This is a genomic window from Saccharothrix hoggarensis (assembly GCF_052936025.1).
Genome location: NZ_CP193624.1, coordinates 3,123,670 through 3,148,457 on the forward strand (window position 1 = coordinate 3,123,670; position 24,788 = coordinate 3,148,457).

Genomic DNA, 24,788 nt, shown 5'->3' on the forward strand with positions numbered 1-24,788 from the left:
CCGGTCCTGCACGGCGGCCGGATGGAAGCGGCGCTGCGCACGCTCGAACTGGACGTCCGCCGCCGCCTCGACGGCCTGCTCCAGGGCAACCACCTCGGCCTCGTGCCGGGTCCGGGCTCGGAGCCCGGCGAGGCGCGGCCCTACCAACCCGGCGACGACGTGCGGCGGATGGACTGGGCGGTCACCGCGCGCACCACCGTGCCGCACATCCGGGAGACGGTCGCCGACCGCGAGCTGGAGACGTGGCTCGCGATCGACCTGTCGCCCAGCCTCGACTTCGGCACGGCCGTGTGCGAGAAGCGCGACCTGGTGGTCGCCGCGACGGCCGCCGTGGCGCACCTGACCCGTGGCGGCGGGAACCGGATCGGCGCGCTGGTCTCCACCGGCGAGGACCTGGTCCGGGTGCCCGCCCGCGGCGGCCTGGCGCACTCGCGCGGCCTCATCCGCAAGGTCGCCGAGACGCCCCGCGCCCCGGAGGGCACCCGCGGCTCGCTGGCCGACGTGGTCGAGCAGCTGCGCCGCCCGCCGCGTCGCCGCGGCCTGGTCGTCGTGATCTCGGACTTCCTCGGCGGCATGGAGTGGCAGCGGCCGCTGAAGGCCCTGTCCGCCCGGCACGAGCTGGTCGCCATCGAGGTGGTCGACCCGCGTGACATCGACCTGCCCGAGGTCGGCACCGTCGTGCTCGCCGACCCCGAGTCGGGTCGCCAGCGCGAGGTGGTCGCCTCGCCGCTGCTGCGCCGGGAGTTCGCCGCCGCCGCGGCCGAGCACCGCGCCGCCGTGGCCGCGGGCCTCCGCCAGGCCGGCGCCGGACACCTGGTGCTGCGCACCGACTCGGACTGGATCGCCGACACCGTGCGCTTCGTGGTCGCCCGCAAGCGCCGCTGGTCGGGAGGGGTGGCCTGATGAGCCTGTCGGGGTTCACCGCGCCGTGGTGGTTCCTGCTGCTCGGCGCGGTCGCGGCGCTGGCCGCGTTCTACGTGGTGCTGCAGCGCGTGCTGCGCAAGCGGACGCTGCGGTTCGCCAACCTGCCGATGCTGGAGAAGGTCGCGCCCAAGCGGCAGGGCTGGTACCGGCACGTGCCGGCGGCGTTGCTCCTGGTGGCGTTCATGCTGCTGACGGTGGCGCTGGCCGGGCCGACCGCCGAGCAGAAGGTGCCGCGCAACCGCGCCACCGTGATGCTGGTGATCGACACGTCGCTGTCGATGAAGGCGACGGACGTCAAGCCGTCCCGGCTGGAGGCCGCGCAGGTGGCCGCCAAGTCGTTCGCCGACGGGCTCACGCCGGGCATCAACCTGGGCCTGATCTCGTTCGCCGGCTCGGCGACCGTGCTGGTCGCGCCGACCACCGACCGGGGCGCGGTCACCCAGAGCATCGACGGGCTGAAGCTCGCCCAGTCGACCGCGACCGGTGACGCGATCGTCGCCGCCCTGGCCGCCATCGACTCGTTCGGCAAGGTCGTCGGCGGCGCGGACGGCCCGCCGCCCGCGCGCGTCGTGCTGATGACCGACGGCAAGGAGACCGTCGGCACCCGGCGGGCGTTCGACGCGGCCGAGGACGCCAAGCAGGCCGGCATCCCGATCTCCACGATCTCGTTCGGCACCGAGGACGGCGTGGTCGAGATCGAGGGCCGGCGGCAGGACGTGCCGGTGGACGACGACTCCATGAAGGAGATCGCCAAGCTGTCCGGCGGCGAGTTCTTCAAGGCAGCCAGCGCCGAGGAGCTGCGCCGGGTCTACGACACGCTGGGCGAGCAGATCGGCTACGAGAAGAAGCAGGCCGACGCGAGCCGGCCGTGGTTGGCGCTGGGCACCCTGCTCGGGATGCTGGCCGTCGCGGGCGCGCTGCTCTTCGGGCAACGCCTGCCCTGACGCGGCAGGATGTCGCCCGTGGCGGAGGCGACGAACTGGCGGGAGATGGTCGACTGGTCCGCGGCGCTGCTGCGCCGCGGCACCGGCGAGGGCGTGCCGGAGTGGAACCGGCGCGTCCTGTCGACCGGGCTCGACAACGAACGCGACCTGCGGGTCTGGCTGCGTGAGCACGGCGTGACCGGCTACCCGCAGATGCTGCTGGTGATGGAGCGGTTCGGCTACCCGGACTTCATGACGGCGTCGTCGGACGAGCTGGTGGACGCCCAGTACGCGGACCGGCCCGAGATGCGCCCGATCCTCGACCGGCTGCTGGCCGAGGCGGCGCTGCTCGGGCCGATGCACGTCCAGGCGCGCAAGACCTACGTGGCGCTGGTGTCACCCCGGCGCACGTTCGCGATCGTGAAGGCCACCACCCGTGACCGGGTCGACCTCGGCCTCCGGCTGGCGGGCCACGCGCCGGCCGGGCGGCTGGAGCCGGCGCGCGCCCTGGGCAACGACACCATCACCGTGCGGATCGGCATCGGCAGCGCGGACGCCATCGATGACGACACGGTGGAGTGGCTGCGCCAGGCGTACACGGCCAACTCGTGAGCGACGACGGGTCGGCGCGTTCGAGCCGGCAGACGTGGACCGACGAGGACGGCGTGGTGTGGACGCGCGGCCGGCCGCGCGTCCTGACCGAACGCGACGCCCGACGCCTGGTGCTCCGGGCGTCGACCCTGGTGGTGGTCGAGCGGTCGGTGGACGACCTGGTCGTCCTCGACCCGGCCGTCCGCCGGGAGTTCTGGGCGTCGCACGTCGCGGGCCACGTGGACGAGAGGACCGGCGAGCCGGTGCCACCGAACCACCTCGGCCTGACCTACGCGGCCAGTCCGTGGACCGATGGCTCCGGCCGCCGGCTCGTCCTGCTCGCCGAGGAGTGCTGAGCCGAGGATGCTGAGCCGAGGAGTGCCGAGCCGAGGGGCGCCGAGCGGCGGGAGCGGTCAGGCGACGCGCCAGGTGACGCCGTGCGCGGCCAGGCCGGTCAGGAAGTCGGCCGGGTCGAGGACTTCCGCCGCCGCGTGGGCGCCGGGTGGCGCGGCGAGCAGCCGGCGGGCGGCCTCCACGGCGATCACGGCCGTGGTGCCGTACATGTCCCGGCCCTCCAGCACGCCCTGGCGCCGGGCGCCGTCGGTGGCGAGGGCGTCCACCACCAGCGTGAAGCGGGCCCGTGACCGGCTGTCGGGGGTCGGGTGCCGCGGCGTGCCGTCCACCGTCGCCTGCGTGGCCCCGGCGAAGAACGCCTGGATCTCCGGCGAGGCCAGGCCCTCCGAGTGCCGGGTGCGGACGTGCCGGGGGAGGGTGACGGCGGGCGGCAGGGGGAACTTCACCGCGGGTGCGTCGCCGGACGGCCACGCCACGGAGGTCCGCTTGGCCGCACGGTCCCTGACGTACTCACCGTCCTCCCAGGTCAGGCCACCGGAGTGGAACGTCTCGCGGGTCGTCAGCGCCATCAGGACCGTGCCGCGCGACCCCTCCGCGTCGACCGCCGTGAACGCGGTGCTGATGGTCTCCAGCCCGCCCAGCCCCTCGGCGACCAGGTGGCCCAGCAGGTCGCCGGTCAGGCAGTCGTTGTTGGCCGCGGGCAGGATCGGGACCGGCGCGGACGCGTGCCGGTCCAGCACGCCCTTGATGTACGACTCCTCGCCGGAGACGTCCACGTACGCCACGCCCGCGTCGATCGCGGCCCGGATCACCGGCTCGCCGAAGTGCGTGAACGGCGACGCGCAGTTGATCACCACGTCGACGTCCGCCAACGCCCGGACCAGCGACTCGTGGTCGTCCACCGCCGCGACCCGGAACCCCGGCAGCGCGCGCCTGCCGACCAGGACCGGCTCCACGCCGACGTCACGCAGCCTCGCCACGACCAGGCCGCCCACGAACCCCGACGCGCCGTGGACCGCGACCCTCACGCCGGCACCCCGTCCACCGCGACCGAACGGCCGAGCGACGCCGACTGCCGGATCGCCTTCCACGGCCGGTAGTCCGACGAGTCGAGGTACGCGCGGACGGCGTCCTTGTCGGCGAACTCGACGATGATCACCTGCGTGGGCGACCACTCGCCCTCCAGCGGCACGGGCCGCGGGTCGAACGCGACCACGCGACCGCCGAAGCGTTCGAGGATCGGCAGGGCCCCGGCGGCGTACTCGGCCATCGCCTCGGCGTCCGTGGGGTGGATGTCGATCACCATGTATGCGCTCATGGCCACCACACTGCGTGCCGGCCACGCCGCCAACCAGCCCGAGCGCAACCCACCCCGGCCAGGGTCAGGCTACGGGCGCGCCGGCGGCCGATACTGGGCGGCGTGACCGAACTCGGCGAGTTCCTGCGCGCGCACCGGGCCCGCTTGCGGCCCGACGACGTCGACCTGCCCCACTACGGCCGCCGCCGCGTGCGCGGGCTGCGCCGCGAGGAGATCGCCCAGCTCGCCGGGGTGAGCGCGTCCTACTACACGCGGCTGGAGCAGGGGCAGTCGCGCAGCGCGTCGACCGAGGTGCTGGACGCGTTGGCGCGGGCCCTCCGGCTCGACCCGGACGAGCACGCCCACCTGCACGACCTCGCCGCCGCCGTCCGCTCCCGCGCCACGCCCCGCCGCCCGCCGGCCGAGCACGCGTCGCGCGCGCTGCTGGACCTCCTCCGCCAGATCGGCGACGTGCCCGCGGTGGTGACCGGGCGGCGCGGCGACGTGCTGGCGTGGAACCGCATGGGGCACGCCCTGTTCGCGGGCCACCTCGACCCGACCTCGCCGCGGCGGCCCGCGGACCGCCCGAACACCGCCCGGCTGGTCTTCCTCGACGCGCACGTGCGCGAGCTGTACGCCGACTGGCCCGCGAAGGCCCGGTCGGTGGTGGAGCACCTGCGGCTGGTCGCGGGCCGCCACCCGGACGACCCGCTGCTCGCGGGGCTGATCGGCGAGCTGACCATGCGCAGCCCCGAGTTCGCCCGGCTGTGGCTGGACCACCGCGTGCGGGCGTGCGGCACGGCCACCTACGACGTGCGCCACCCGCTGGTCGGCACGCTCACCGTCACCCAGCAGACGTTCGCCGCCGAGGACCAGTCCCTCGTGCTCGCCACCACGGAGGCCGACTCGTCGTCGGAGGCCGCGATGCTGCTGCTGGCCTCATCCGTGCACGTCGCGGTAGGTGGCGGCGGCGCCGGGGTGCAGCGGCAGGCCCGCGGTGCCGATGAGGCTGCGCACGTCGAGGAACTGGGTGCCGAGGGTCTGCGCCGGCACCAGCGCGGCGGCGCGTGACACCAGCGTCCGCGTGATCGCGGCGGCCACGGCGTCCGGCAGCGACGCCCGGCACACCAGCAGGTTCGCCACCCCGATCGTGGGCACCTCGCGGGTCGCGCCGTAGACGCCGACCGGCACCGGCACCTGCTCGTACACCGAGCCGTGCGCCGCGCGCAGCCCCGGCACCAGGTCGGCCAGCGGCAGCAGGCGGATGCCGGACAGCTCGGCCAGCTTGGGCGTCGGCACGCCGCCGGACCACAGCAGCGCGTCGATGCGGCGCTCCGCCAACGCCCGCACGGCGTCGCCGAGCTTCAGGTGCTCGACCCGCACCGACGTGCGCAGGTCGAGGGCGACGAGCATCCGCTCACCGGACAGCGACGCGCCGGAGCCCGCCGCGCCCAGCGACACCGTGCGCCCGGCCAGGTCGGCGGCCGACCGCGCCGGGTCGTCCTCCCGCACCACCAGCTGGAGGTAGTTCTCGTAGACCCGGCCCAGCGCCCGCAGCTCCAGCCCCGGGTCGGCGACGCGGGCCGAGTCCGCCAGCGCGAGCGCCACCTGCGCCTGACCGGCGGCGAGCAGCCCCAGGTTCGCCAGGCTGCCCTCGGTCTCCAGCACCCGTCCCCGCAGGTCGATGAGCTGGTCCGCGAGCAGGGACGCGAAGTCGAAGTACATGCCGCCGCGCTCGCCCGCGGCGATGGTCAGCTCGCCCGCCGGCACGCCCGACGCGCACCCGGTGGCGAGCAGCCCGAGGAGGAACACCCGGCGGTTCACAGCGCCGGCTCCAGCGGCAGGGTGACGCGCGCGGTGAAGCCGTCCGCCGACGACAGGCTCAGGGCGCCGTGGCGGGCCCGGACGAGCTGGTCCGCGATCGCCAGGCCGAGACCGGTGCCCGGCTTGCCCGACCGCCCCCGCCAGAACCGGGACGTGGCCAGCGCCAGCTCCTCGGCGGTCAGGCCGGGGCCGTCGTCGTGCACCTCCACCCACCCGACGCCCGCCGCGCGGTCCGCGCCGAGCGACACCCGCACCTCGCCGCCGTACTTCACCGCGTTGTCCAGCAGCACGTCGAGCACCTGCGCCAGGTCCGACTCCGGGCAGCGCACCAGCACCGCGAGCGGCGGCGTCCCCGGCAGCGGCACCTGCCAGAACCCGGCCCGGTCCACCGCCACCGCGCCGACGTCGGTCAGCTCCGGCTCGCGCCCGCCCGCCGCGACCTCGGTCGCCGCGCTCTCCGCCGACGCCAGCGCCAGCAGGCCGTCCAACAGCGATTCGAGCCGTTCGATCTCGGCGACGCCCGCCGTGTACGCCCGCACGCCCTCGGGCTTGACCTGCCCGCTCAACGTGTCCATGCGCAGCCGCAACGCCGCCATCGGGTTGCGCAGCTGGTGCGACGCGTCCGCGATCAGCCGCCGCTGCTGGTCGGCGGCCTCCGTGACGGCGTCCGACATGCGGTTGAACAGCTCGGACAGCTCGCGCACCTCCGGCGGGCCGCTGCTCCCCGTCACGTGCGCCCGCCGTTCGCCCGCGGCCACCGCGCGGACCCCCGCCGCGAGCGCCGCCAGCGGCTTCAGCAGCCACCGCGTGACCGCCAGGACCAGCAGGACCGACACCACGGCCGCCGCCAACGCGCCACCGAGCACCAGCAGCCACTGCGCGGCGACGTCCGCCGCCGCGCGCTCCACCGACGCCCGGAGCACCACCGCGCCCGCCACCCGCGTGCCGGTGCCGACCGGGCGCGCGAACACCACGTGCCCCGACGACCACGGCAGCACCGTCGGCACGGCCCGCGTCGGCTGGTTGCGCAGGGCGGCGTCCAACACCGGCGCCAGCGCGGGGTCGTCCGCCGTGAGGCCCGCCCGCGCGACCGGCGCCCGGCGCGCGTCCACCACCACGACCGGTTCGCCGTACAGCTCGAAGTACGCGGCGACCTCGTCCGCCAGGGCCGCATTGTCACCCGTCGTCTCGGCCTGCTGCGCGAGCGCGGCGAACCGGTCGAGGTCGGCGGTGCGCGTCAGCACGAACCGCTGGGTGCGCTCGGCGGCCGTGAACGACAGCAGCGGCACCGCGAACGCCGCCACCGCTGCGGCGGAGAACGACAGCAGCACCAGCAGGAGACGGCGGCGCATTCACCCGCCCGCCTGGTTCCCGGCGTCGCCGAGGGCGAGCCGGTAGCCGAAGCCGCGGATGGTGGTCAGCAGGCCCGGCCGGCGCAGCTTCGCCCGCAGACCCGCCAGGTGCACGTCCAGCGACCGCGACACGGCCAGGTACGCGTCACCCCACACCTCGTCCATGAGCTGCTGGCGGCTCACCGCCGTGCCCGCGCGCCGCGCCAACGCCGCCAGCACGTCGAACTCCTTGGTGGTCAACGAGACCTCCGCGTCGCCCACCACGACCCGCCTGCCCTCCAGGTCGATCACCACGTCGCCGACGCGCACCGTGCCGTCCTTCGGCCCGGCGAGCGCCGCGCTGCGCCGGGCGACCGCGTCCATCCGGGCGAGCAACTCACCGAGACGGACCGGTTTCACCAGGTAGTCGTCCGCGCCGAGGCGCAGGCCGCGCACGATCGACCGCTCGTCCCCACGCGCTGTGAGGACCAACACCGGCACCGGCGACACCTTGCGGATCTTGCGCAGCACCTCCAGCCCGTCCGTGTCGGGCAACCCGAGGTCGAGGAGCAGCAGGTCGAAATCGCGGTGGACCAGCAGGGCGTCCGCGCCGCGGGCCACCCGGCTCGGCCGGTGGTCCTTCGCCTCCAGGGCCTCCACCAAGGCGTCCGCGACCCCGTCGTCGTCCTCGACGAGCAGCACGCGCAACCCACCACCCCCTATCGATTGGGGCGATTATGGCCTCCTGGGTGTAGACAAGGCTTGTGAGCATCGAGGAACAGGTGTCCGCGTCCATGTTGGACGAGGCCAGCGAGGCGCTTGAGGAACTGGCCGGCGTGCTGACCGGCGGCCAGTCGCTGGACGAGGCGCTCCAGCAATTGGCCGAATCGGCGTCGCGGGTCATCCCGGACGCGGAGAACGTCAGCGTCACCGTCGTCGGCCCCGACGGCGCGTCCACGGCCGCCGCGACGGACCCGAAGGTCGTCGCCATCGACAAGGACCAGTACGCGGCCGGCAACGGACCCTGCCTCCAGGCCGCTCAGACGCAGCGGCCCGTGCGGGCGACCGTGGAGAGCGGCCGGGAGAAGTGGCCCGAGTTCGCGGAGGCCGCCGAGCGGGCGGGCGTGCAGGCGTACCTGTCCGCGCCGCTGGTGGTCGAGGAAGCGGTCGTCGGCTCGCTGAACCTCTACAGCTCCAAGGAGAAGGCCTTCGACCCGTTCGACGAGGCGCTGCTGCGGCTGTTCGTCACCGCCGCGTCCACCTCGATCACGGGGTTCCGCCGGTACGAGCGGTCGCACCGGCTGGTCGAGCACCTCCAGCGCGCGTTGGACTCGCGGGCCGAGATCGACCAGGCGAAGGGCGTGCTGATGGCCGCCCACGGCATCGACGCCAAGTCGGCGTTCGACCGGCTGGTGACGGAGTCGCAGCAGAACAACACGAAACTGCGGGACGTGGCGCGCAACCTGCTGGCGTCCGTGCGCCGGCCCTGACCGTCGCCGATCCTGCTGAATTCACCTCGGCCGTCGCATTCCCGCGACAGCGCTGAATAGGCGGGCCGGCCCCACTCGGCCGGTGACCGGAATGGCGGGACGTCGATTTCCCTTCCGGTCCCGAAGAAGCACGTGTCCTCTCGCCGGTGCGACCACCGGTCCCTCCGCCCCGCCGCCTCCGGGCGCCTCCGCCGTTCGCCGTGCTCGCGGTGCCACGCGGTGAAGTGACGCGCGGATTCGTTGTGCCCCAGGTGTTTCTTCGGGTGGCGGTCCTGCGCGCTCGGTCATCTGACGCGCGTTCGCGCACCCGATCCGGGGCATGTGCGTCCCCATCGTGTGGACGTTTCCGTGAGCGGTCCTCGACATCTGCCGGTTGTGTCACGGTGGATGGGCAAGTCCGGATCGTGAACGAGAGGAGTGACCATGAAGAACGAGTCACGCGTGTACGTGAAGCCCGTGTTGGTCGAAGTCGGCAGGTTCACCGACCTGACACTCGGGTCCCGCGGTCGTCAGCGGGACTCCCGTCGTCGGCAGAAGAACTGACGCGGACGGCGCATGACTGAGAGATGTCGGCTGTGAGTGGAAGCCATCCGGTCAGCGCCAGCGGCCGCGACGAGGAGTGGTTCGTCGTCCTCCCGGACTGCGAGGCCGCCCTCGCCGTGGCCGCCGCGCTCGACCCGGGCGCGACGGCCCGGCGGCTCGACCACGCCTCGGGGAGGCCGTGGCTGATCGGGCACTGGGACCCGCGCGACCTGGTGGTGGGCTCGGCCGGGCGGACGAGGGTGGCGCTGGTCGGCTGCTGCCCGGCGTCCGCCGAGGAGGTCGCGCGGATGGCGGGACGGACGCGGACCGCCGCCGACCTGGACGGGGCCGCCCGGTCGCTGCCCGGCAGCTTCCACCTGGTCGCGAGCGTCGACGGGGTGGTGCGGGCGCAGGGGACCGCGTTCGGCGTGCGGCGGGTGTTCCACGCCCGGGTGGGTGACGTGGACGTGGTCGCCGACCGGGCCGACGTGCTCGCCCGGCTCGCCGGCTCCGGCGTCGACGAGCGGCGGCTGGCGGCCTGCCTGCTGTTCCCGGCGGCCCCGCCCGCGCTGGCGGGAGCCTCGCTGTGGCGCGGTGTGTCCGCCGTGCCGGAGGACCACTGCGTGCTGCTGGGCGAACGGGGACGGGCGCGGACCGTGCGCTGGTGGGAGCCGCCGCGGCCGACCACGTCGCTGGCCCGGGGCGCGCCGCTGGTCCGGGAGGCGCTCACCGCCGCGGTCGCCGCACGGGTCCGATCCGGGCGCACGGTCAGCGCGGACCTGTCCGGCGGCGCCGACTCCACCGCCGTGTGCGCCCTCGCCGTCGCCCTGACCGGGCGGCTCCTCACGTTCACCGTGGCCAGTGCGGACGTCTCCGACGACGACGCCGAGTGGGCCGCGGTCGCCGCCGCCGGGCTGACCGGGGTGGAGCGCCTGGTGGTGACGGACGACGACCTGCCCCGGCCCTACGCCGACATCCTCGTTCCCGGGGTGGCCCGGGACGAGCCGTACCCGGACATCCACCTGCGCGCCGAGGACGTGGCGCGCGCCCGCCTGCTGGCCGCGCGGGGCGCGGAACTGCACCTCACCGGCGACGGCGGCGACGAGGTGCTGCACGCGCCCGCGAGCTACCTGCCCGAGCTGCTGCGCCGCCACCCGTGGACGGCGTACTCGCACCTGCGGGGCCTGCGCGCCCTGCACGCCTGGTCGTGGCCGCGGGTCGGGCGGCTGCTCGCCGCGCCGCGGGACGAGCGGCGGGAACTGCTGGCCCAGGCCCGCGCCCTCACCGCGCCCGGCGGCTACCCGGACGCCGTCGAGCTGCCGCCGTGGGCGACCGCGGACGCCGTCGACGCGGCCCGTCGGCTGCTGCTCCAAGCGGCCGACGAGGCGCCCGCGACCCCTCCGGACAAGGCCGTGCACGACGCCGTGCAGCTCGTGCGGCACGGCGGCCGGCTGATGCGCCGCACCGCCATGGCCGCCGCGGCGGACGGGCTCCCGGTGGCCGCGCCGTTCCTGGACGACCGGGTGGCCGAGGCCTGCCTCGCCGTGCGCGCCCACGAGCGCACGACCCCGTGGCGGTACAAGCCGCTGCTGGCGGAAGCCCTGCGCGGCGTCGTGCCGGACCGGTCCTCGACCCGCTCCACCAAGGGCGGCACCTCGCCCGAGTACGCCGCCCTGCCGCACTACCGCGCCGATCTCCTCGCCCTGTGCGAGAACGGGAAGCTCGCCGGGCTGGGGCTGATCGACGTGGACCGGCTGCGGTCGGCGCTGACGGGGGTGTGGACCTCCGACGCGACGCCGATCATGGTCGAGCAGACCGCCGGCTGCGAGCGGTGGCTGCGCGACCTGGACCGCGCCGGGCAACCCACGGACCTCGTGACGGGAGCACCCGGATGACCTTGCGCCTGGCCGAACACGTGTCGCTGACCAGCACCGAGGACGGCGCCGTCCTGCTGGACGAGAGGACCGGCCGGTACTGGCAGCTCAACTCCACCGGCTCGTTCGTGCTGCACACCCTGCTGGAAGGCGGCGACCACGAGCAGGTGGTCGGGCTGCTGCTCGCCCGCGGCGCCGCCGACCCGGCCACGGTGGACGCGGACGTCGCGGACGTCGTGGGACAGCTGTGCACGGCGGGCCTGGCGGTGCGCCGATGAGCACCCAGGCCGCGCTGCCGGACCGGTCCCGCCGCGTGGGCCCGCGCCTGCGCGTCCTCTGCTGGGTGATCACCGCGGTGGCGCGGGGTGTGGCCCGGCTGCCGCCGCAGCGCATCCGGTCGCTGCTGACCGTGCTGAGCGCGGGGGCGAGACCGGCCGGCCACGCCGAAGCGCTGGCCGCGCGGGACGCCGTCACCGCCGTCAGCCTGCGGTGCGCGGGACCAGGTTGCCTGCCGCGCTCGATCGCCACCGCCCTCCTCTGCCGGGTGAAGGGCTCTTGGCCCACGTGGCGCGTCGGGGTGCGCACTGCGCCGTTCTCCGCGCACGCCTGGGTGGAGGCGGAAGGCCGCCCGGTCGGGGAACCCCCGGGCACCGAGCTCCTGCACGTCCTGATGACCGTTCGACCCGCGCCACGACCCGCCCGCCACCACCGTCCCTGACCGAGAAACGGGAAAGCACCACATGACGGTCACCGCACCGAACACCCACGCCGCCGAGCCGATGCCGACGGAGGACGAGCCGCCGCCCCGGGTAGGGCTGCGCCACCTGGCCGCCACGACCCGCGGCCACCGGAAACCGATCGCCGTCGCGCTGCTGTTCACCCTCCTCGGCGCCGGGTTGGGGCTGCTCCAACCACTGGTGGCCATGCGCACCCTGCAGCTCGTCACCGAGGGGGGTGCGATCGCGTGGATGCTCGTGCTCCTCGCGGTCGTGTTCGCCGCGGCGGCGGTCACCGACACGCTCGGGCGGTACTGGCTGGAGCGCTCCGGCGAGAGCATCGTGCTGAGCCTGCGGATGCGCCTCGTCGACCGCCTGCTGCGGCTGCCGATGCGGCTGTACGACCGGCACCGCGTCGGCGACCTGCTGTCCCGGACCACCAGCGACACCACGCTCCTGCGCGACGCGATCGCCTACGACGTGGTCGACCTCGTCGCGGGCGTGTTCATCGTCGTCGGCGGACTGGTCGCGATGGTGCTGATCGACCCGCTGCTGTTCCTCGTCGTCGCCGTGGTCGTGGGCGGTATCGGCGGCATCACGCTGTTCGTGCTGAGCGGCATCCGCAACGCCACCGGGCAGGCGCAGGACCACCTGGGACGGTTGTCCGCGGAACTCGAACGCGCGCTGACCGCCATCCGCACGGTCCGGTCGATGCGGGCCGAGGACCGGGAACGGGAGCGGATCGGGGAGTGCGCCCGCCTGAGCTACGAGCAGAACCTGCGGTCCGCCCGGCTGGACTCCATCGCGGGACCCGCGGTCACCCTGTCGGCGCACGGGTCGCTCATCGTCGTCCTGGTGATCGGCGGCATCAGGGTCGCGGACGGGCACCTGACGCTCGCCGAGCTGGTGGCGTTCCTGCTCTACGTCAGCTACATCGCGATGCCGGCCGCCGGTCTCTTCGAACTCGCCGCGAACCTCCAAAAAGGACTTGCCGCGCTCCAGCGCGTGAACGACGTGACCGAACTGCCGGTGGAGGCGGACCAGCCGGCGCGGACCCGCGCCGTCGCCAGCACCGCCGCGTCCGCCACCCCGCCGCCCGCGCTGGAGCTGCGCGACGTGTGGTTCGGCTACCAGCCCGACCGGCCGGTCCTGCGCGGCGTGTCGTTCACCGTCCCGCACCACGGCCACGTCGCCCTGGTCGGCGGCTCGGGAGCGGGCAAGACCACGATCTTCGCCCTGGTCGAGCGCTTCTACGAGCCCGACCGCGGCGCCATCCTGCTCGACGGGCACGACCTGAACGCCGAGCTGACCATCGCGCAGGCCCGCCGGCGGATCGGGCTGGTCGAGCAGACGAGCCCGATCATGCACGGCAGCCTGCGCGACAACATCGCCTACGCGGTGCCCGACGCGACCGAGGACGAGATCCACCGGGTGCTGGCCATGACCAACCTCGTCGGGATGGTCGACCGGCTGCCGGACGGCCTGGACACCCAGGTCGGCGAGCACGGCAACATGATCTCCGGCGGCGAGCGCCAACGCCTGGCCATCGCCCGCGCCCTGCTGCCCCGGCCGAACCTGCTGCTGTTGGACGAACCGACCGCGCACCTGGACGCGGCCAACGAGGCCGCCCTCGCCCGCACCATCGAGCAGATCTCCGGGGAGTGCGCGCTGCTGGTCATCGCCCACCGCAGCTCCACCGTGCACCTCGCGGACACCGTCGTGGCGCTGGAGGACGGGCGCATCCGGTGACCGTGCCCGCGGCGGGCCGCCGGGTCAGGCGGGGCCGACGTAGAACCAGGCGCCGTCCTCGCGGATGAAGCGGCTGGTCTCGTGCAGCACGTCCCGGTGGCCCTGCCACCGGTAGTGGGCGCGGAACTCCACCGTCCCGGTGGTCTGGAAGAGGGTGCCGCCGGTGTGGGACAGCACTTCGAGGTGCATCCAGCGCTGGTCCGGGTCGAGGTCCAGGGACTTCGGGCGGGTCGTCGGGTGCCAGGTCGCGAGGAGGTAGTCCTCGTCGGCGACGGCGAACGCGCTGTAGCGGGAGCGCATGAGGGTTTCGGCGGTCGGCGCCTTGCGGCGGCCCTCGTGGTACGGGCCGCAGCACGTCTCGTACGGCTCGCCCTGGCCGCACGGGCAGCGGGTCGTCATTCGGGACGGTCGCAGGCCGTGCGGCCGGAGCGCTGGTAGCGGACCCAGGCCAGCGCGTTCTCGGCCTCGCGGTCACCGGCGGCGGCCTCGGCGGACAGGCCCGCGTGCACCTGGTAGCGCAGGTCGGCGGGCACGCCGGGGTGGGCGAGGAGGTTCGCCCGGATCGCCGGGCTCGGGTCGTCGGCGAGCAGCGCCAGGGCTTCGGCGGGTGCGGCGGGGTCCGTGGACAACGCCTCGCGCACCGCGTCGTCCGGGTCGCGGGCCAGGGCGACGGCCCGCGCGACGGACATCGGTTCGGTCACGACGACAAGGATATAAGGGGAAGCGGCCCTCCTCCCGTTGACTGCCAGTCGGGGAGGAGGGCCGCTTCGGGGCCGGCTACGGCGTCAGCCGCACGCCCTGCCGTTCAGAGTGGGAGAAGTGAACGGAGGGGTGCCGCCGCTGTAGCTCGCGTTGTAACCGATGGTCGCGGTACCACCGGTCGCGAGTCCGCCGTTCCAGGAGGCGTTGCCGACGCGGACGATGTCGCCCGTGTCGGTCCACGTCCCGTTCCAGCCCTGGGAAACGGTCACGCCGGGTGCGGAGAACGTCAGGGTCCAGGCGTCGATGGACGCACCCCGGTTCTCGATGACGATCTCACCGGTGTAACCGCCCGACCACTGGCTCACCACGCGATGCGTCACCCGGCATCCGTCCCCTGGAGGCGGAGTGGTCGTCGTCGTGGTGGAGGTGGTCGTGGAAGTAGTCGTCGAAGTGGTCGTGGAGGTCGTGGTGGTGGTCGAGGAGGTGGACGACGTGGTGCTCGTCGGTCCCGCCGCGATCGCCATGTCGTACGCCCTCTGCGGCACGAACTGGCCCGCGCCGGCGATGCAGCCGTCGGCCTCGCCGGGGAGCTTGATCCACAGGAACGCGGCGATCTGCGCGTCACCCGTGTTGGTCGTGCTCGGCGTGCCGATCGCGCGGCCCGCCGGGTCGCACCACTCGCTGCCGAGCGGCCCGTTGCCGTTGCGGCTGGTGTCGATGACGGCCTTCATCCGCCCGTCGCCGAGGTTGTTGAGCACCGCCTTGGCGAAGTTGACCTCGTCGGAGGTGCGCCGGTAGTTCGACACGTTGGTGGAGATGCCGTCGGCGCTGTTGGCGATGTCCGCCGCGCGCAGCCGGTTGGCCGCCTCGCCGGGGGTGAGCCACGCCGAGTGGCCGATGTCGAAGTACACCTTCGCCTGCGCCGAGCCGGCCTTGAGCTTCTTGCCCGCGTAGGCCATCGACGCCTTGGTCTCGTTCTGCTGCGCCTCGCTCTGGCAGGTGCTCATGATCGGCAGCACGTCCGGCTCCAGGACGATCGACGCCGGCCGTCCCGCGAGACCCGCGGCGACCTGGTCGACCCACGCCCGGTAGGCCGAGTGCGACGGCGCGCCGCCGCCGCTCGCGCCGCCGCAGTCCCGGTTGGGCACGTTGTAGACGACCAGGATCGGGATCTTCCCGGCCGCCGCCGCGGCGCCCACGAACGCGTCCACCTGACCCCTGACCTCGGCCGTGTTGGTGGTGGTGAACCAACGGGCCTGCGGCACCGCGACGATCCGGTCCCGGATCACCGCCGCCCGCGAGTCGTTCGGGTTCTGCGCCACCCACCTCGCCGCCGAGGTGTTCGGGTCGACGTAGAACGTCGAGTCGGCCGCCTGCGCGGCCGTCGCGCCACTGCCGAGCACCACGGCGACCGCCGTCGCCACCAACGCGCCGGAGAGCCCGCCCGCGGCGGCCAACCGGGCCGTCTCGCGCGGCCGGCGGGTGGTGGGGACCTGGGGGTCCGCGTTCTGTGATCGCATCGGAGTCCTCGCAGCGTCGGTGCTGAACGGGGTCTGACGGTGGCACTGGGAGCGCTCCCAGGTGGCAGGACTGTAGCCACTGGGAAACGGTGAGGAAAAGAGGGCGTGGCCGGCAGGGGAGCGGTGCGAGTTCTCACTGTGCGTGAGAAATCGGCGCGGTGGCTAGACCGTCCGATCCGCTGTGAGACGAGGTGCCTCGGAAACGGTCACGTCAGGTGCGCGCAGAGTGGCTGGAATGGGCCGTTCGAGTGAGTGAGGTCTGGGTCACTGCTCCGGCGAAGTTGATGTCGAGAATCTGTCGAATTGCGTCACGCGGCGCAGTCGGCGTTGGGCGGAAAAGAGCAACTCTGGTGCAGAAAAACGGACAATCCTAGGCTGGGAGCGCTCCCAGACCCTTCCCGGACCGGAGGCCACGCAATGACGCGCACTCCCTCCCGACCCGTCACGGTGGCGGTGACCACCGCCTTCCTGGCGGCCGTCGCCCTCGTCGCCACCGTGCTGGTGCCCCAGCTGCGACCGGTCGCCACCGCCCAGGTGGCGGCCCAGGCCGACCCGCGGGTCGAGCAGCTGCTCGGCCGCATGTCGCTCGACGACAAGGTCGGCCAGATGACCCAGGTCGACCGCGGCGCGCTCGACTCGCCGCAGGACCTCGCCACCTACCGGATCGGCTCCCTGCTGTCCGGCGGCGGCTCCGCGCCGACCCCGAACACCGCCCAGAGCTGGGCGGACATGTACGACAACTTCCAGCGCACGGCGATGTCCACCCCGCTCGGCATCCCGCTGATCTACGGCGTGGACGCGGTGCACGGGCACAACAACGTGCGCGGCGCGACGATCTTCCCGCACAACATCGGCCTCGGCGCCACGCGCGACCCGGAGCTGGTGAAGCGCATCGGCGCGGCCACCGCGAAGGAGGTCGCGGGCACCGGCATCGACTGGAACTTCGCGCCCTGCCTGTGCGTGGCGCGCGACGACCGGTGGGGCCGCACGTACGAGTCCTTCGGCGAGGTCCCGGAGATCCCGACCGCGATGACGACGTACGTCGACGGCCTGCAGGGCGCGACGCTCGGCGGGACCACCAGCTCCGTGCTGGCCACCGCCAAGCACTACATCGGCGACGGCGGCACGACCGGCGGCGACGACCAGGGCAACACCCAGATCAGCGAGCAGGAGCTGCGCGCGGTGCACCTGCCGCCGTTCAAGGCCGCCGTCGACCGCGGCGTCGGCTCGGTGATGATCTCCTACAGCAGCTGGAACGGCGTCAAGGCGCACGGCCACCGCTACCTGATCACCGACGTGCTGAAGACCGAGCTGGGCTTCACCGGGTTCGTCGTCTCCGACTGGGCGGGCATCGACCAGATCGACGGCGCGACCGGCTTCACCGGCGCGGAGGTCGCGGCGTCGGTCAACGCGGGCATCGACATGGTGATGGTCCCGCACGACTACCGGCGGTTCACCAGCCTGCTCAAGGCCGAGGTGCAGGCCGGGCGCGTGCCGATGGCCCGGATCGACGACGCCAACCGCCGCATCCTGACCAAGAAGTTCGAGCTCGGCCTGTTCGAGCGGCCGCTCACCGACCGCTCGCTGACCTCGACGGTCGGCTCGGCCGCGCACCGCGACCTGGCCCGCCAGGCCGTCCGGCAGTCCCAGGTGCTGCTGCGCAACGACGGCGTGCTGCCGCTGGCCAAGACCGGCCGGTACTTCGTCGCGGGCAAGTCGGCCGACAACATCGGCTACCAGAGCGGTGGTTGGACGATCTCGTGGCAGGGCGGCAGCGGCAACATCACGCCCGGCACCACGATCCTCCAGGGCATCCGCGAGACGGTCGGCTCCGGCGCGACCGTCACGCACGACCGCTACGGCACCGGCGTCGACGGCTCGTACACGGCCGCGATCGCCGTGGTGGGGGAGACCCCGTACGCCGAGGGCGAGGGCGACCGGCCGTCCGGGCTCGGGCTGGACCGGGAGGACCTGGACACGATCAACCGGCTCCGCGCGACGGGCGTCCCGGTGGTCGTGGTGCTGGTCTCGGGCCGTCCGATGGACATCTCGAGCCAGGTCGGCGGCTGGGACGCGCTGCTCGCCTCGTGGCTGCCCGGCACCGAGGGGCGCGGCGTCGCGGACGTCCTGTTCGGCGACTACAACCCGACCGGCACCCTGCCCGTGACCTGGATGAACAGCAGTTCGCAGCAGCCGATCAACGCCGGTGACGGCAAGGCCGCGCTGTACCCGCTCGGCCACGGCCTGAGCTACACACCGCGCACGACGACGACCACTACCACGACCACCACGACCACCACGACGACGAGCACCACCACCAGCACGACGACCACCACGACCACGCCGCCGCCCTCCGGCTGCGTGGCCACGACCCGCATCGCGAGCTCCTGGCAGGGCGGGTTCCAGGCCGAGGTCACCGTCACCAACCGGGGCACGGCGCCGATCAACGGCTGGACGGTCACCTGGACGAAGGCGAGCGGCCAGGTGATCAACTCGCTGTGGAACGGGAGGATGACCCAGACGTCCACGTCGGTCTCCGTGGACGACGTCGGCTGGAACGGCGCCCTCGCACCCGGCGCTTCGGGGTCCTTCGGGTACACGGCGAGCGGCACGGCCTCGACGCCCGAGCTGACCTGCCGGGCGAGGTAGGACCGGCGGTCGGTCACGTTCTGGGAGCGCTCCCCCACGCTGCGTCATTCGGCGCAGCCGACGCGAACGTTCGGCCCAGAGGTCGAGGACCTCTGGGTCGAACTTGTCAAGGCTTTGTGGTCCAACCCTCTTTTCACGGTGTTTCTCTGCGGTTACAGTCCCGGACTGGGAGCGCTCCCAGAAACCTCCACCGCCCTGCCCCCTCGGAGGCAACGCATGCGACGACGCATGTCCGGAGCACTGGCCGGCACGCTAGCTGTGCTGGTCAGCGCCTTGACGCTGACCCCGTTCCAGCCCGCGGCGACGGCCGCGCCCGCGTTCAACTACGGCGAAGCCCTGCAGAAGTCGATCTGGTTCTACGACGCCCAGCGGTCCGGCGACCTGCCGGCCGACAACCGGGTGAACTGGCGCGGGGACTCGGCGCTCCGCGACGGCAGCGACGTCGGCGTCGACCTCACGGGCGGCTTCTACGACGCCGGCGACCACGTGAAGTTCGGCCTGCCGTTCGCGGCCACCGTCTCGATGCTCGCCTGGGGCGCGGTGGAGAACCGCGACGCCTACGAGGCGTCGGGCCAGCTGCGGCACCTGATGTCGAACCTCAAGTGGGGCACGGACTGGATCATCAAGGCGCACCCGTCGCCCAACGTGGTCTACGGGCAGGTCGGCGTGGGCGACGACGACCACAAGTGGTGGGGCGCGGCGGAGGTCATGCAGATGCCCCGCCCGGCGTACAAGGTGGACGCCTCCTGCCCCGGCTCCGACCTCGCCGGCGAGTACGCCGCGGCGATGGCCTCGTCGTCGATGGTGTTCAAGCAGACCGACCCCGCCTACGCGGCGACGCTGCTGACCCACGCCAAGCAGCTCTACAGCTTCGCCGACACCTACCGCGGCAAGTACAGCTCGTGCATCACCGACGCCGCGAAGTTCTACAACTCGTGGAGCGGCTACCAGGACGAGCTGGTGTGGGGCGCGATCTGGCTGTACCGCGCCACCGGCGACGCGAGCTACCTGGCCAAGGCCAAGGCCGAGTACCCCAAGCTGTCCACCGAGCCGCAGACCTCCACGCGGTCCTACCGGTGGACCATCGCCTGGGACGACAAGTCCTACGGCGCGTACGCCCTGATGGCCAAGCTGACCGGCGAGGCCGAGTACATCGCCGACGCCAACCGCTGGCTGGACTACTGGACCACGGGCTACAACGGCAACCGGGTGCGGTACTCGCCGGGCGGCCAGGCGCACCTCGACACGTGGGGCTCCCTGCGGTACGCGGCCAACACCGCGTTCGTCGCGCTGGTCTACAGCGACTGGCTGCGCGAGCGCGACGCCGCGAAGGCGGGCGTCTACCACGACTTCGGCGTGCGGCAGATCAACTACGCGCTGGGCGACAACCCGCGCAAGTCCAGCTACGTCGTCGGCTTCGGCGCCAACCCGCCGCGCAACCCGCACCACCGCACCGCGCACGGCGCGTGGGCCGACACCATGGAGGAGCCGGCCACCAGCAGGCACACCCTGTACGGCGCTCTGGTCGGCGGCCCCGGCACCAACAACGACTCGTACGTGGACGACCGCAAGGACTTCGTGGCCAACGAGGTCGCGCTGGACTACAACGCCGGGTTCACCGGTGCGCTCGCCCGCCTCTACAAGGAGTACGGCGGCACGCCGGCGGCCGACTTCCCGGTCGCGGAGACCCCGGACGGCCCCGAGCTGACCGTGCAGGCGTCGGTCAACCAGAGCGCCGCGGGCTTCACCGAGATCAAGTCGTTCGTCATCAACAAGTCCGCGTGGCCCGCCCGCATGTTCAACGGGTCGCTGCGCTACTACTTCACCCTCGACGGCGCCACCACGCCCGCCCAGATCGCGGTCACCACGAACTACAACCAGTGCGGCACGCCGACCGCGCCCAAGCAGCACAGCGGCTCGGTGTACTACGTGGACGTCCCGTGCCCCGGCGTCTACCCGGGCGGCCAGTCCGCGCACCGGCACGAGGTGCAGTTCCGCATCACCAGCACCGGCACCTGGGACCCGGCCAACGACTGGTCGTACGCGGGACTGGGCGCCGGCAACACGGTGGCGCTGACCGACCGGATCACGCTGGTGCAGGACGGCAGGGTGGTGTGGGGCAAGGAGCCCGGCCCGGCCGTCGAGGACCGCGAGGCGCCGACCGTCCCCACCGCGCTGCGCGCGTCGAACGTCGGCGCGACCAGCGCGACGCTGACCTGGGCGGCGTCCACGGACAACGTCGGGGTGGCCGGCTACGACGTGCTGCGGGCGGACGGCACCGTCGTGGGTGCCTCGGCCACCCCGACGTTCCAGCTCACCGGCCTCACGCCGGCCACGTCGCACACGTTCGCCGTGCGGGCCAGGGACGCCGCGGGCAACGCGTCGGCGGCGAGCGCCGCGGTCACGGTGGTCACCACCGACTCCGGCGGTGACCGCGAGGCGCCAACCGTCCCAGGTGGACTGTCTGTCTCGGCGGTCACCAGCACCGGCGCGACGCTGACGTGGACGGCGTCCACGGACAACGGAACCGTGGCGGGCTACGAGGTCCTGCGCGCGGACGGCACGGTCGCGGCCACCGCCACCGGGCTCAGCCACCAGCTGACCGGGCTCACGGCGGACACCGCGTACACGTTCACCGTGCGCGCCAAGGACACCGCGGGCAACGTCTCCGCGCCCAGCACCGCCGTCACGTTCCGGACCACGCCGGGCGGCGTCGCCGGACCGGTCGCCGTGCAGCAGCGCGGCAGCGGGTCGGCGAGCGCCAACCAGATCGGCGCGACCCTGGCCGTGGTCAACCGGGGCGCCGCGGCGGTCGACCGGTCCACCGTCACCGTCCGGTACTGGTTCACCGGAGACACGGCGAACGCCAACTACCAGGTGTTCTGTGACTGGGCCGTGGTCGGCTGCGCCAACGTGCGCGCGACCGTGGTCAAGCTGCCGAACGCGCGTCCCGGCGCCGACGCCTACCTCCAGGTGTCCTTCACCGCGGGCACGCTCGCCGCGGGTGCGAGCACCGGTGACATCCAGCTGCGGGTCGCCAAGACCGACTGGTCGACCTTCAACCAGGCCAACGACCACAGCTACCGGGTCAGCGCGACGCTGACCGACTTCGACCGGGTCACCGCCTACACCGGCGGCGCCCTCGCCTGGGGCGTCGAGCCCTAGGCCCCCGTTCTCGGCACGGGGCGTTCTGCGCGCCCAGGCGTCCCGTGCCGACTCCACTCGCCGCACGCCCCTTGAAAGCTCGCGGGTCAATGGCTGATCCGTGCAGGAGGAGGACGCATGAGGTACCGCACCAGAGCGGGACGGTTGCGCACCGGTCCGCTCGCGCTGATAGCCGCGGCGGCGACCGCCGCGGGTGTTATGCCGGTCGTCGCGCCGGTGGCCAACGCCGCCGTGGCGTGCACGGTCAACTACCAGATCACCAGCCAGTGGCAGGGTGGTTTCGGCGCCAACGTCAGCATCCGCAACGAGGGTGACGCGGTCAACAACTGGCGTCTCACGTGGACCTTCCCGGACGGCCAGCGCGTTCAGCAGGGCTGGAACGGCACGTTCACGCAGAGCGGCAGCGCGGTCACCGTGGCGGCCCCCGGCTGGGCGCCGAACCTCGGCACGGGCGCGTCGGTCACGCCGGGCTTCAACGGCTCCTGGACGGGTCAGAACCGGCCGCCGACGGACTTCGCGCTCAACGGCACGCGCTGCACCGGCCCGAACGTCAACGCGAACCCGACGGTGTCGCTGACGTCGCCGACGACCGCGCAGACGTTCCAGTCCGGCCAGGCGGTCCCGCTGGCGGCCACCGCGGCCGACAGCGACGGCACCGTCGCCAAGGTCGAGTTCCTGGCCGACGGCGTGGTCGTCGCGACCGACACGACCGCCCCGTACACGGGTTCGTGGACGGGCGCGACCGTGGGCGAGCACGCGATCGTGGCCCGCGCCACCGATGACAAGGGCGGGATCGGCAACTCCGGCATCGCCAGCATCCGCGTCATCGCGGGCCAGGCGATCCAGGTCAGCCCGCCGTCGCTCAGCGTGAGGCAGGGCGGCACCGGGACCTTCGGCGTCTCGCTGGCCACCGCGCCGACCGCGAACGTGACGGTCACCGTGGCGCGTTCCGCGGGCAGCACCGACCTGACGGCCGGTCCGGCGTCGCTGACGTTCACCCCGGCCAACTGGTCGACCAAGCAGAACGTCACGGTCACCTCGGCGGCCAACGGCGGCGACCTGGCCACGGCCACGTTCACCGCGAGCGCCACCGGCGCGGCCGCGGCGACGGTCGAGGTGCGGGAGACCAGCGCCAACACCTCGACGTTCGAGCAGGAGTTCCTGGACCTCTACGCCAAGATCCACGACCCGGCGAGCGGCTACTTCCGCACCTTCTCCGATGGCCTCAAGGTGCCGTACCACTCGATCGAGACGCTGATGGTCGAGGCGCCGGACCACGGTCACCAGACCACGTCCGAGGCGTTCAGCTACTACCTGTGGCTGGAGGCGAGCTACGCCCGGATCACCGAGGACTGGTCTTCGTTCAAGAAGGCCTGGGCCGCGATGGAGAAGTACATCATCCCGGCCACGGCGGACCAGCCGACCAACAACAAGTACGACCCGTCCAAGCCCGCGACCTACGCTCCCGAGCACCCGCGGATGGACCTGTACCCGTCGCAGCTCGAATCCGGCGTGCCGGTGGGCCGTGACCCGATCGCGGCCGAGCTGAAGTCGGCCTACGGCACCGACGACATCTACGGCATGCACTGGCTGCTCGACGTCGACAACACCTACGGCTTCGGCCGGTGCGGCGACGAGTCCGACGCGCTGCCCGCGTACATCAACACCTACCAGCGCGGTTCGTCGGAGTCGGTGTGGGAGACCATCCCGCAGCCGTCGTGCGACACCTTCGCGCACGGTGGCCCCAACGGCTTCCTCGACCTGTTCACCAAGGACGCCACCTACGCCAAGCAGTACAAGTACACCAACGCCCCGGACGCCGACGCGCGTGCGGTGCAGGTGGCGCTGCTGGCCCAGAAGTGGGCGACCGAGCAGGGCAAGGGCGCCGAGGTCGCCCCCGAGGTCGCGAAGGCGGCCAAGATGGGTGACTACCTGCGCTACTCGCTGTTCGACAAGTACTTCAAGAAGATCGGCAACTGCACCAGCCCGGCGAGCTGCCCCGGCGGCACCGGCAAGGACAGCGCGCACTACCTGCTGTCCTGGTACTACGCGTGGGGTGGCGCGACCGACACGTCCGCGGGTTGGGCGTGGCGCATCGGCTCCGGCGCCTCGCACCAGGGCTACCAGAACCCGCTCGCCGCGTACGCGCTGGCGAACGAGCCGGCCCTGAAGCCGAAGTCGGCCACGGGTCAGCAGGACTGGGCCACGTCCATGACGCGTCAGCTGGAACTGCTGCAGTGGCTGCAGTCGGCCGACGGCGCCATCGCCGGCGGTGTCACGAACACGTGGGAAGGCTCGTACAGCCAGCCGCCGGCCGGCACGCCGACCTTCTACGGCATGTTCTACGACGCCCACCCGGTGTGGCGCGACCCGCCGTCGAACCGCTGGTTCGGCTTCCAGGCGTGGCAGATGGAGCGCACCGCGGCGCTGTACCAGATGACCGGCAACGCGGCGGCCAAGAAGATCCTCGACAAGTGGGTCCCCTGGGCCATCGCGAACACCACCGTCGGCACCGGCGGCCAGTTCCAGATCCCGTCGGACCTGGAGTGGACCGGCGCGCCGGACAACTGGAACGCCACCACCCCGGGCGCCAACGCGAACCTGCGGGTCAAGGTGCTCAACCACAGCACGGACGTCGGCATCGCCGCGTCCTACGCCAAGACGCTCCTCAACTACGCGGCCAAGTCGGGCAACGCCCAGGCGAAGACCGTCGGTGAGGGCCTCTTGACGGCGCTGCTGTCGCACAAGACCACCAAGGGCATCGCGGTGCCGGAGGAGCGCAAGGACTACAACCGCTTCGACGACGTGTACAACGCGACGACGCGCGAGGGTCCGTACGTTCCCCCGGGCTGGTCGGGCGACATGCCGAACGGCGACATCGTGAAGCCGGGCGTGTCGTTCGTCGACATCCGCTCGATGTTCAAGCAGGACAAGGACTGGCCGAAGGTCCAGGCTTACCTGGACGGCGGCCCGGCGCCGACCTTCACCTACCACCGGTTCTGGGCGCAGGCTGAGATCGCCACGGCGTTCCAGCTGCACGTGGAACTGTTCGGGTAGTTCCCGAAGGTCGCCGGCACCCCCCTCACGACGTGGTGAGGGGGGTGTTCGGCATCGTCTCGATTGTCGAACGCATTCGAATCGAACGCGCGAAATGAAA

The 24,788-nt window shown here is 72.9% G+C and carries 21 protein-coding genes and 2 pseudogenes; 15 read left to right on the forward strand and 8 right to left on the reverse strand.

Annotated features, from left to right (window positions below; all coding sequences use genetic code 11):
- Nucleotides 1-21 precede the first annotated feature (21 nt).
- Genes ACRAKH_RS14565 through ACRAKH_RS14580 form a run of 4 tightly spaced genes read left to right on the forward strand, consistent with a single transcriptional unit; the run spans nucleotide 22 to nucleotide 2,794 of the window.
- On the forward strand, nucleotides 22-903 hold the full coding sequence (locus tag ACRAKH_RS14565) for a DUF58 domain-containing protein (protein ID WP_380728455.1): 882 nt from the start codon (nucleotides 22-24) through the stop codon (nucleotides 901-903).
- Nucleotides 903-1,868, forward strand: a complete 966-nt coding sequence (locus ACRAKH_RS14570) for a VWA domain-containing protein (RefSeq protein WP_380728439.1) — start codon at nucleotides 903-905, stop codon at nucleotides 1,866-1,868. Before ACRAKH_RS14565 ends, ACRAKH_RS14570 begins: the two co-directional genes overlap by 1 nt.
- Before the next feature lie 9 nt (nucleotides 1,869-1,877).
- The gene (locus tag ACRAKH_RS14575; RefSeq protein WP_447009875.1) at nucleotides 1,878-2,459 is read left to right on the forward strand and encodes a DUF5655 domain-containing protein; all 582 of its coding nucleotides are present in this window, start codon (nucleotides 1,878-1,880) and stop codon (nucleotides 2,457-2,459) included.
- On the forward strand, nucleotides 2,456-2,794 hold the full coding sequence (locus ACRAKH_RS14580; protein ID WP_380728435.1) for a hypothetical protein: 339 nt from the start codon (nucleotides 2,456-2,458) through the stop codon (nucleotides 2,792-2,794). Before ACRAKH_RS14575 ends, ACRAKH_RS14580 begins: the two co-directional genes overlap by 4 nt.
- A 57-nt stretch (nucleotides 2,795-2,851) precedes the next feature.
- Here ACRAKH_RS14580 and ACRAKH_RS14585 read toward each other — a convergent pair whose 3' ends face one another.
- Both ACRAKH_RS14585 and ACRAKH_RS14590 read right to left on the reverse strand, forming a co-directional pair.
- A complete protein-coding gene (locus tag ACRAKH_RS14585) occupies nucleotides 2,852-3,820 on the reverse strand; it encodes a saccharopine dehydrogenase NADP-binding domain-containing protein (RefSeq protein ID WP_380728433.1) in 969 nt (322 codons plus the stop codon).
- Nucleotides 3,817-4,110 (reverse strand): DUF1330 domain-containing protein, encoded by a 294-nt coding sequence (locus ACRAKH_RS14590; protein ID WP_380728431.1) that lies wholly within the window; start codon nucleotides 4,108-4,110, stop codon nucleotides 3,817-3,819. Before ACRAKH_RS14590 ends, ACRAKH_RS14585 begins: the two co-directional genes overlap by 4 nt.
- Nucleotides 4,111-4,212: 102 nt before the next feature.
- Here ACRAKH_RS14590 and ACRAKH_RS14595 point away from each other — a divergent pair.
- Nucleotides 4,213-5,007 (forward strand): annotated as a pseudogene (locus ACRAKH_RS14595) (helix-turn-helix domain-containing protein); the annotation flags it as partial.
- Between the two features lie 21 nt (nucleotides 5,008-5,028).
- On the opposite strand, the gene ACRAKH_RS14600 reads toward ACRAKH_RS14595, so the two are convergent.
- Genes ACRAKH_RS14600 through ACRAKH_RS14610 form a run of 3 tightly spaced genes read right to left on the reverse strand, consistent with a single transcriptional unit; the run spans nucleotide 5,029 to nucleotide 7,952 of the window.
- Nucleotides 5,029-5,913: a TAXI family TRAP transporter solute-binding subunit gene (locus ACRAKH_RS14600; RefSeq protein ID WP_380730561.1), complete on the reverse strand. Its 885-nt coding sequence runs from the start codon at nucleotides 5,911-5,913 to the stop codon at nucleotides 5,029-5,031.
- Nucleotides 5,910-7,265 carry a sensor histidine kinase gene (locus ACRAKH_RS14605; protein ID WP_447009876.1) on the reverse strand — a complete coding sequence of 452 codons (1,356 nt, stop codon included), beginning with the start codon at nucleotides 7,263-7,265 and terminating at the stop codon, nucleotides 5,910-5,912. Before ACRAKH_RS14605 ends, ACRAKH_RS14600 begins: the two co-directional genes overlap by 4 nt.
- Nucleotides 7,266-7,952, reverse strand: coding sequence for a response regulator transcription factor (locus tag ACRAKH_RS14610; RefSeq protein WP_380730229.1), 687 nt, complete (start codon nucleotides 7,950-7,952; stop codon nucleotides 7,266-7,268).
- A 56-nt stretch (nucleotides 7,953-8,008) separates the two neighbouring features.
- Here ACRAKH_RS14610 and ACRAKH_RS14615 point away from each other — a divergent pair, with 56 nt between their 5' ends.
- The 6 genes from ACRAKH_RS14615 to ACRAKH_RS14640 all read left to right on the forward strand — a co-directional run bounded on the left by ACRAKH_RS14615 (nucleotide 8,009) and on the right by ACRAKH_RS14640 (nucleotide 13,595).
- The gene (locus ACRAKH_RS14615; RefSeq protein ID WP_380730231.1) at nucleotides 8,009-8,734 is read left to right on the forward strand and encodes an ANTAR domain-containing response regulator; all 726 of its coding nucleotides are present in this window, start codon (nucleotides 8,009-8,011) and stop codon (nucleotides 8,732-8,734) included.
- Nucleotides 8,735-9,157: 423 nt separating this feature from the next.
- A complete protein-coding gene (locus ACRAKH_RS14620) occupies nucleotides 9,158-9,277 on the forward strand; it encodes a lasso RiPP family leader peptide-containing protein (protein WP_380730233.1) in 120 nt (39 codons plus the stop codon).
- Nucleotides 9,278-9,309: 32 nt separating this feature from the next.
- Nucleotides 9,310-11,151 (forward strand): asparagine synthase-related protein, encoded by a 1,842-nt coding sequence (locus ACRAKH_RS14625; RefSeq protein ID WP_447009877.1) that lies wholly within the window; start codon nucleotides 9,310-9,312, stop codon nucleotides 11,149-11,151.
- Complete coding sequence (locus ACRAKH_RS14630) at nucleotides 11,148-11,408, forward strand: lasso peptide biosynthesis PqqD family chaperone (RefSeq protein WP_380724267.1); 261 nt, start codon at nucleotides 11,148-11,150, stop codon at nucleotides 11,406-11,408. The genes ACRAKH_RS14625 and ACRAKH_RS14630 overlap by 4 nt, the downstream gene beginning before the upstream one ends.
- The gene (locus ACRAKH_RS14635; RefSeq protein WP_380724268.1) at nucleotides 11,405-11,848 is read left to right on the forward strand and encodes a lasso peptide biosynthesis B2 protein; all 444 of its coding nucleotides are present in this window, start codon (nucleotides 11,405-11,407) and stop codon (nucleotides 11,846-11,848) included. The genes ACRAKH_RS14630 and ACRAKH_RS14635 overlap by 4 nt, the downstream gene beginning before the upstream one ends.
- Nucleotides 11,849-11,870: 22 nt before the next feature.
- Nucleotides 11,871-13,595 (forward strand): ABC transporter ATP-binding protein, encoded by a 1,725-nt coding sequence (locus tag ACRAKH_RS14640; RefSeq protein ID WP_380724269.1) that lies wholly within the window; start codon nucleotides 11,871-11,873, stop codon nucleotides 13,593-13,595.
- 24 nt (nucleotides 13,596-13,619) lie between these two features.
- Here the strand turns inward: ACRAKH_RS14640 and ACRAKH_RS14645 are convergent, their stop codons facing one another.
- The 3 genes from ACRAKH_RS14645 to ACRAKH_RS14655 form a co-directional block, all read right to left on the reverse strand.
- A complete protein-coding gene (locus ACRAKH_RS14645; RefSeq protein WP_380724270.1) occupies nucleotides 13,620-13,994 on the reverse strand; it encodes a YchJ family protein in 375 nt (124 codons plus the stop codon).
- Entirely contained in the window at nucleotides 13,991-14,296 is a 306-nt protein-coding gene (locus ACRAKH_RS14650; RefSeq protein ID WP_380724271.1) for a hypothetical protein, read from the reverse strand. Before ACRAKH_RS14650 ends, ACRAKH_RS14645 begins: the two co-directional genes overlap by 4 nt.
- 84 nt (nucleotides 14,297-14,380) lie before the next feature.
- On the reverse strand, nucleotides 14,381-15,817 hold the full coding sequence (locus tag ACRAKH_RS14655; protein WP_380724272.1) for a glycoside hydrolase family 6 protein: 1,437 nt from the start codon (nucleotides 15,815-15,817) through the stop codon (nucleotides 14,381-14,383).
- A 417-nt stretch (nucleotides 15,818-16,234) separates the two neighbouring features.
- Between ACRAKH_RS14655 and ACRAKH_RS14660 the strand changes: the two are divergent.
- The 4 genes and pseudogenes from ACRAKH_RS14660 to ACRAKH_RS14675 form a co-directional block, all read left to right on the forward strand.
- Nucleotides 16,235-18,070: pseudogene (locus ACRAKH_RS14660) on the forward strand (glycoside hydrolase family 3 protein); the annotation flags it as partial.
- Nucleotides 18,071-18,178: 108 nt separating this feature from the next.
- Nucleotides 18,179-18,466, forward strand: a complete 288-nt coding sequence (locus tag ACRAKH_RS14665) for a cellulose binding domain-containing protein (RefSeq protein ID WP_380724284.1) — start codon at nucleotides 18,179-18,181, stop codon at nucleotides 18,464-18,466.
- A gap of 216 nt (nucleotides 18,467-18,682) precedes the next feature.
- Complete coding sequence (locus ACRAKH_RS14670; protein WP_447009878.1) at nucleotides 18,683-21,631, forward strand: glycoside hydrolase family 9 protein; 2,949 nt, start codon at nucleotides 18,683-18,685, stop codon at nucleotides 21,629-21,631.
- A gap of 117 nt (nucleotides 21,632-21,748) precedes the next feature.
- Nucleotides 21,749-24,688, forward strand: coding sequence for a glycoside hydrolase family 48 protein (locus ACRAKH_RS14675; protein ID WP_380724274.1), 2,940 nt, complete (start codon nucleotides 21,749-21,751; stop codon nucleotides 24,686-24,688).
- The last annotated feature ends 100 nt before the right edge of the window (nucleotides 24,689-24,788 follow it).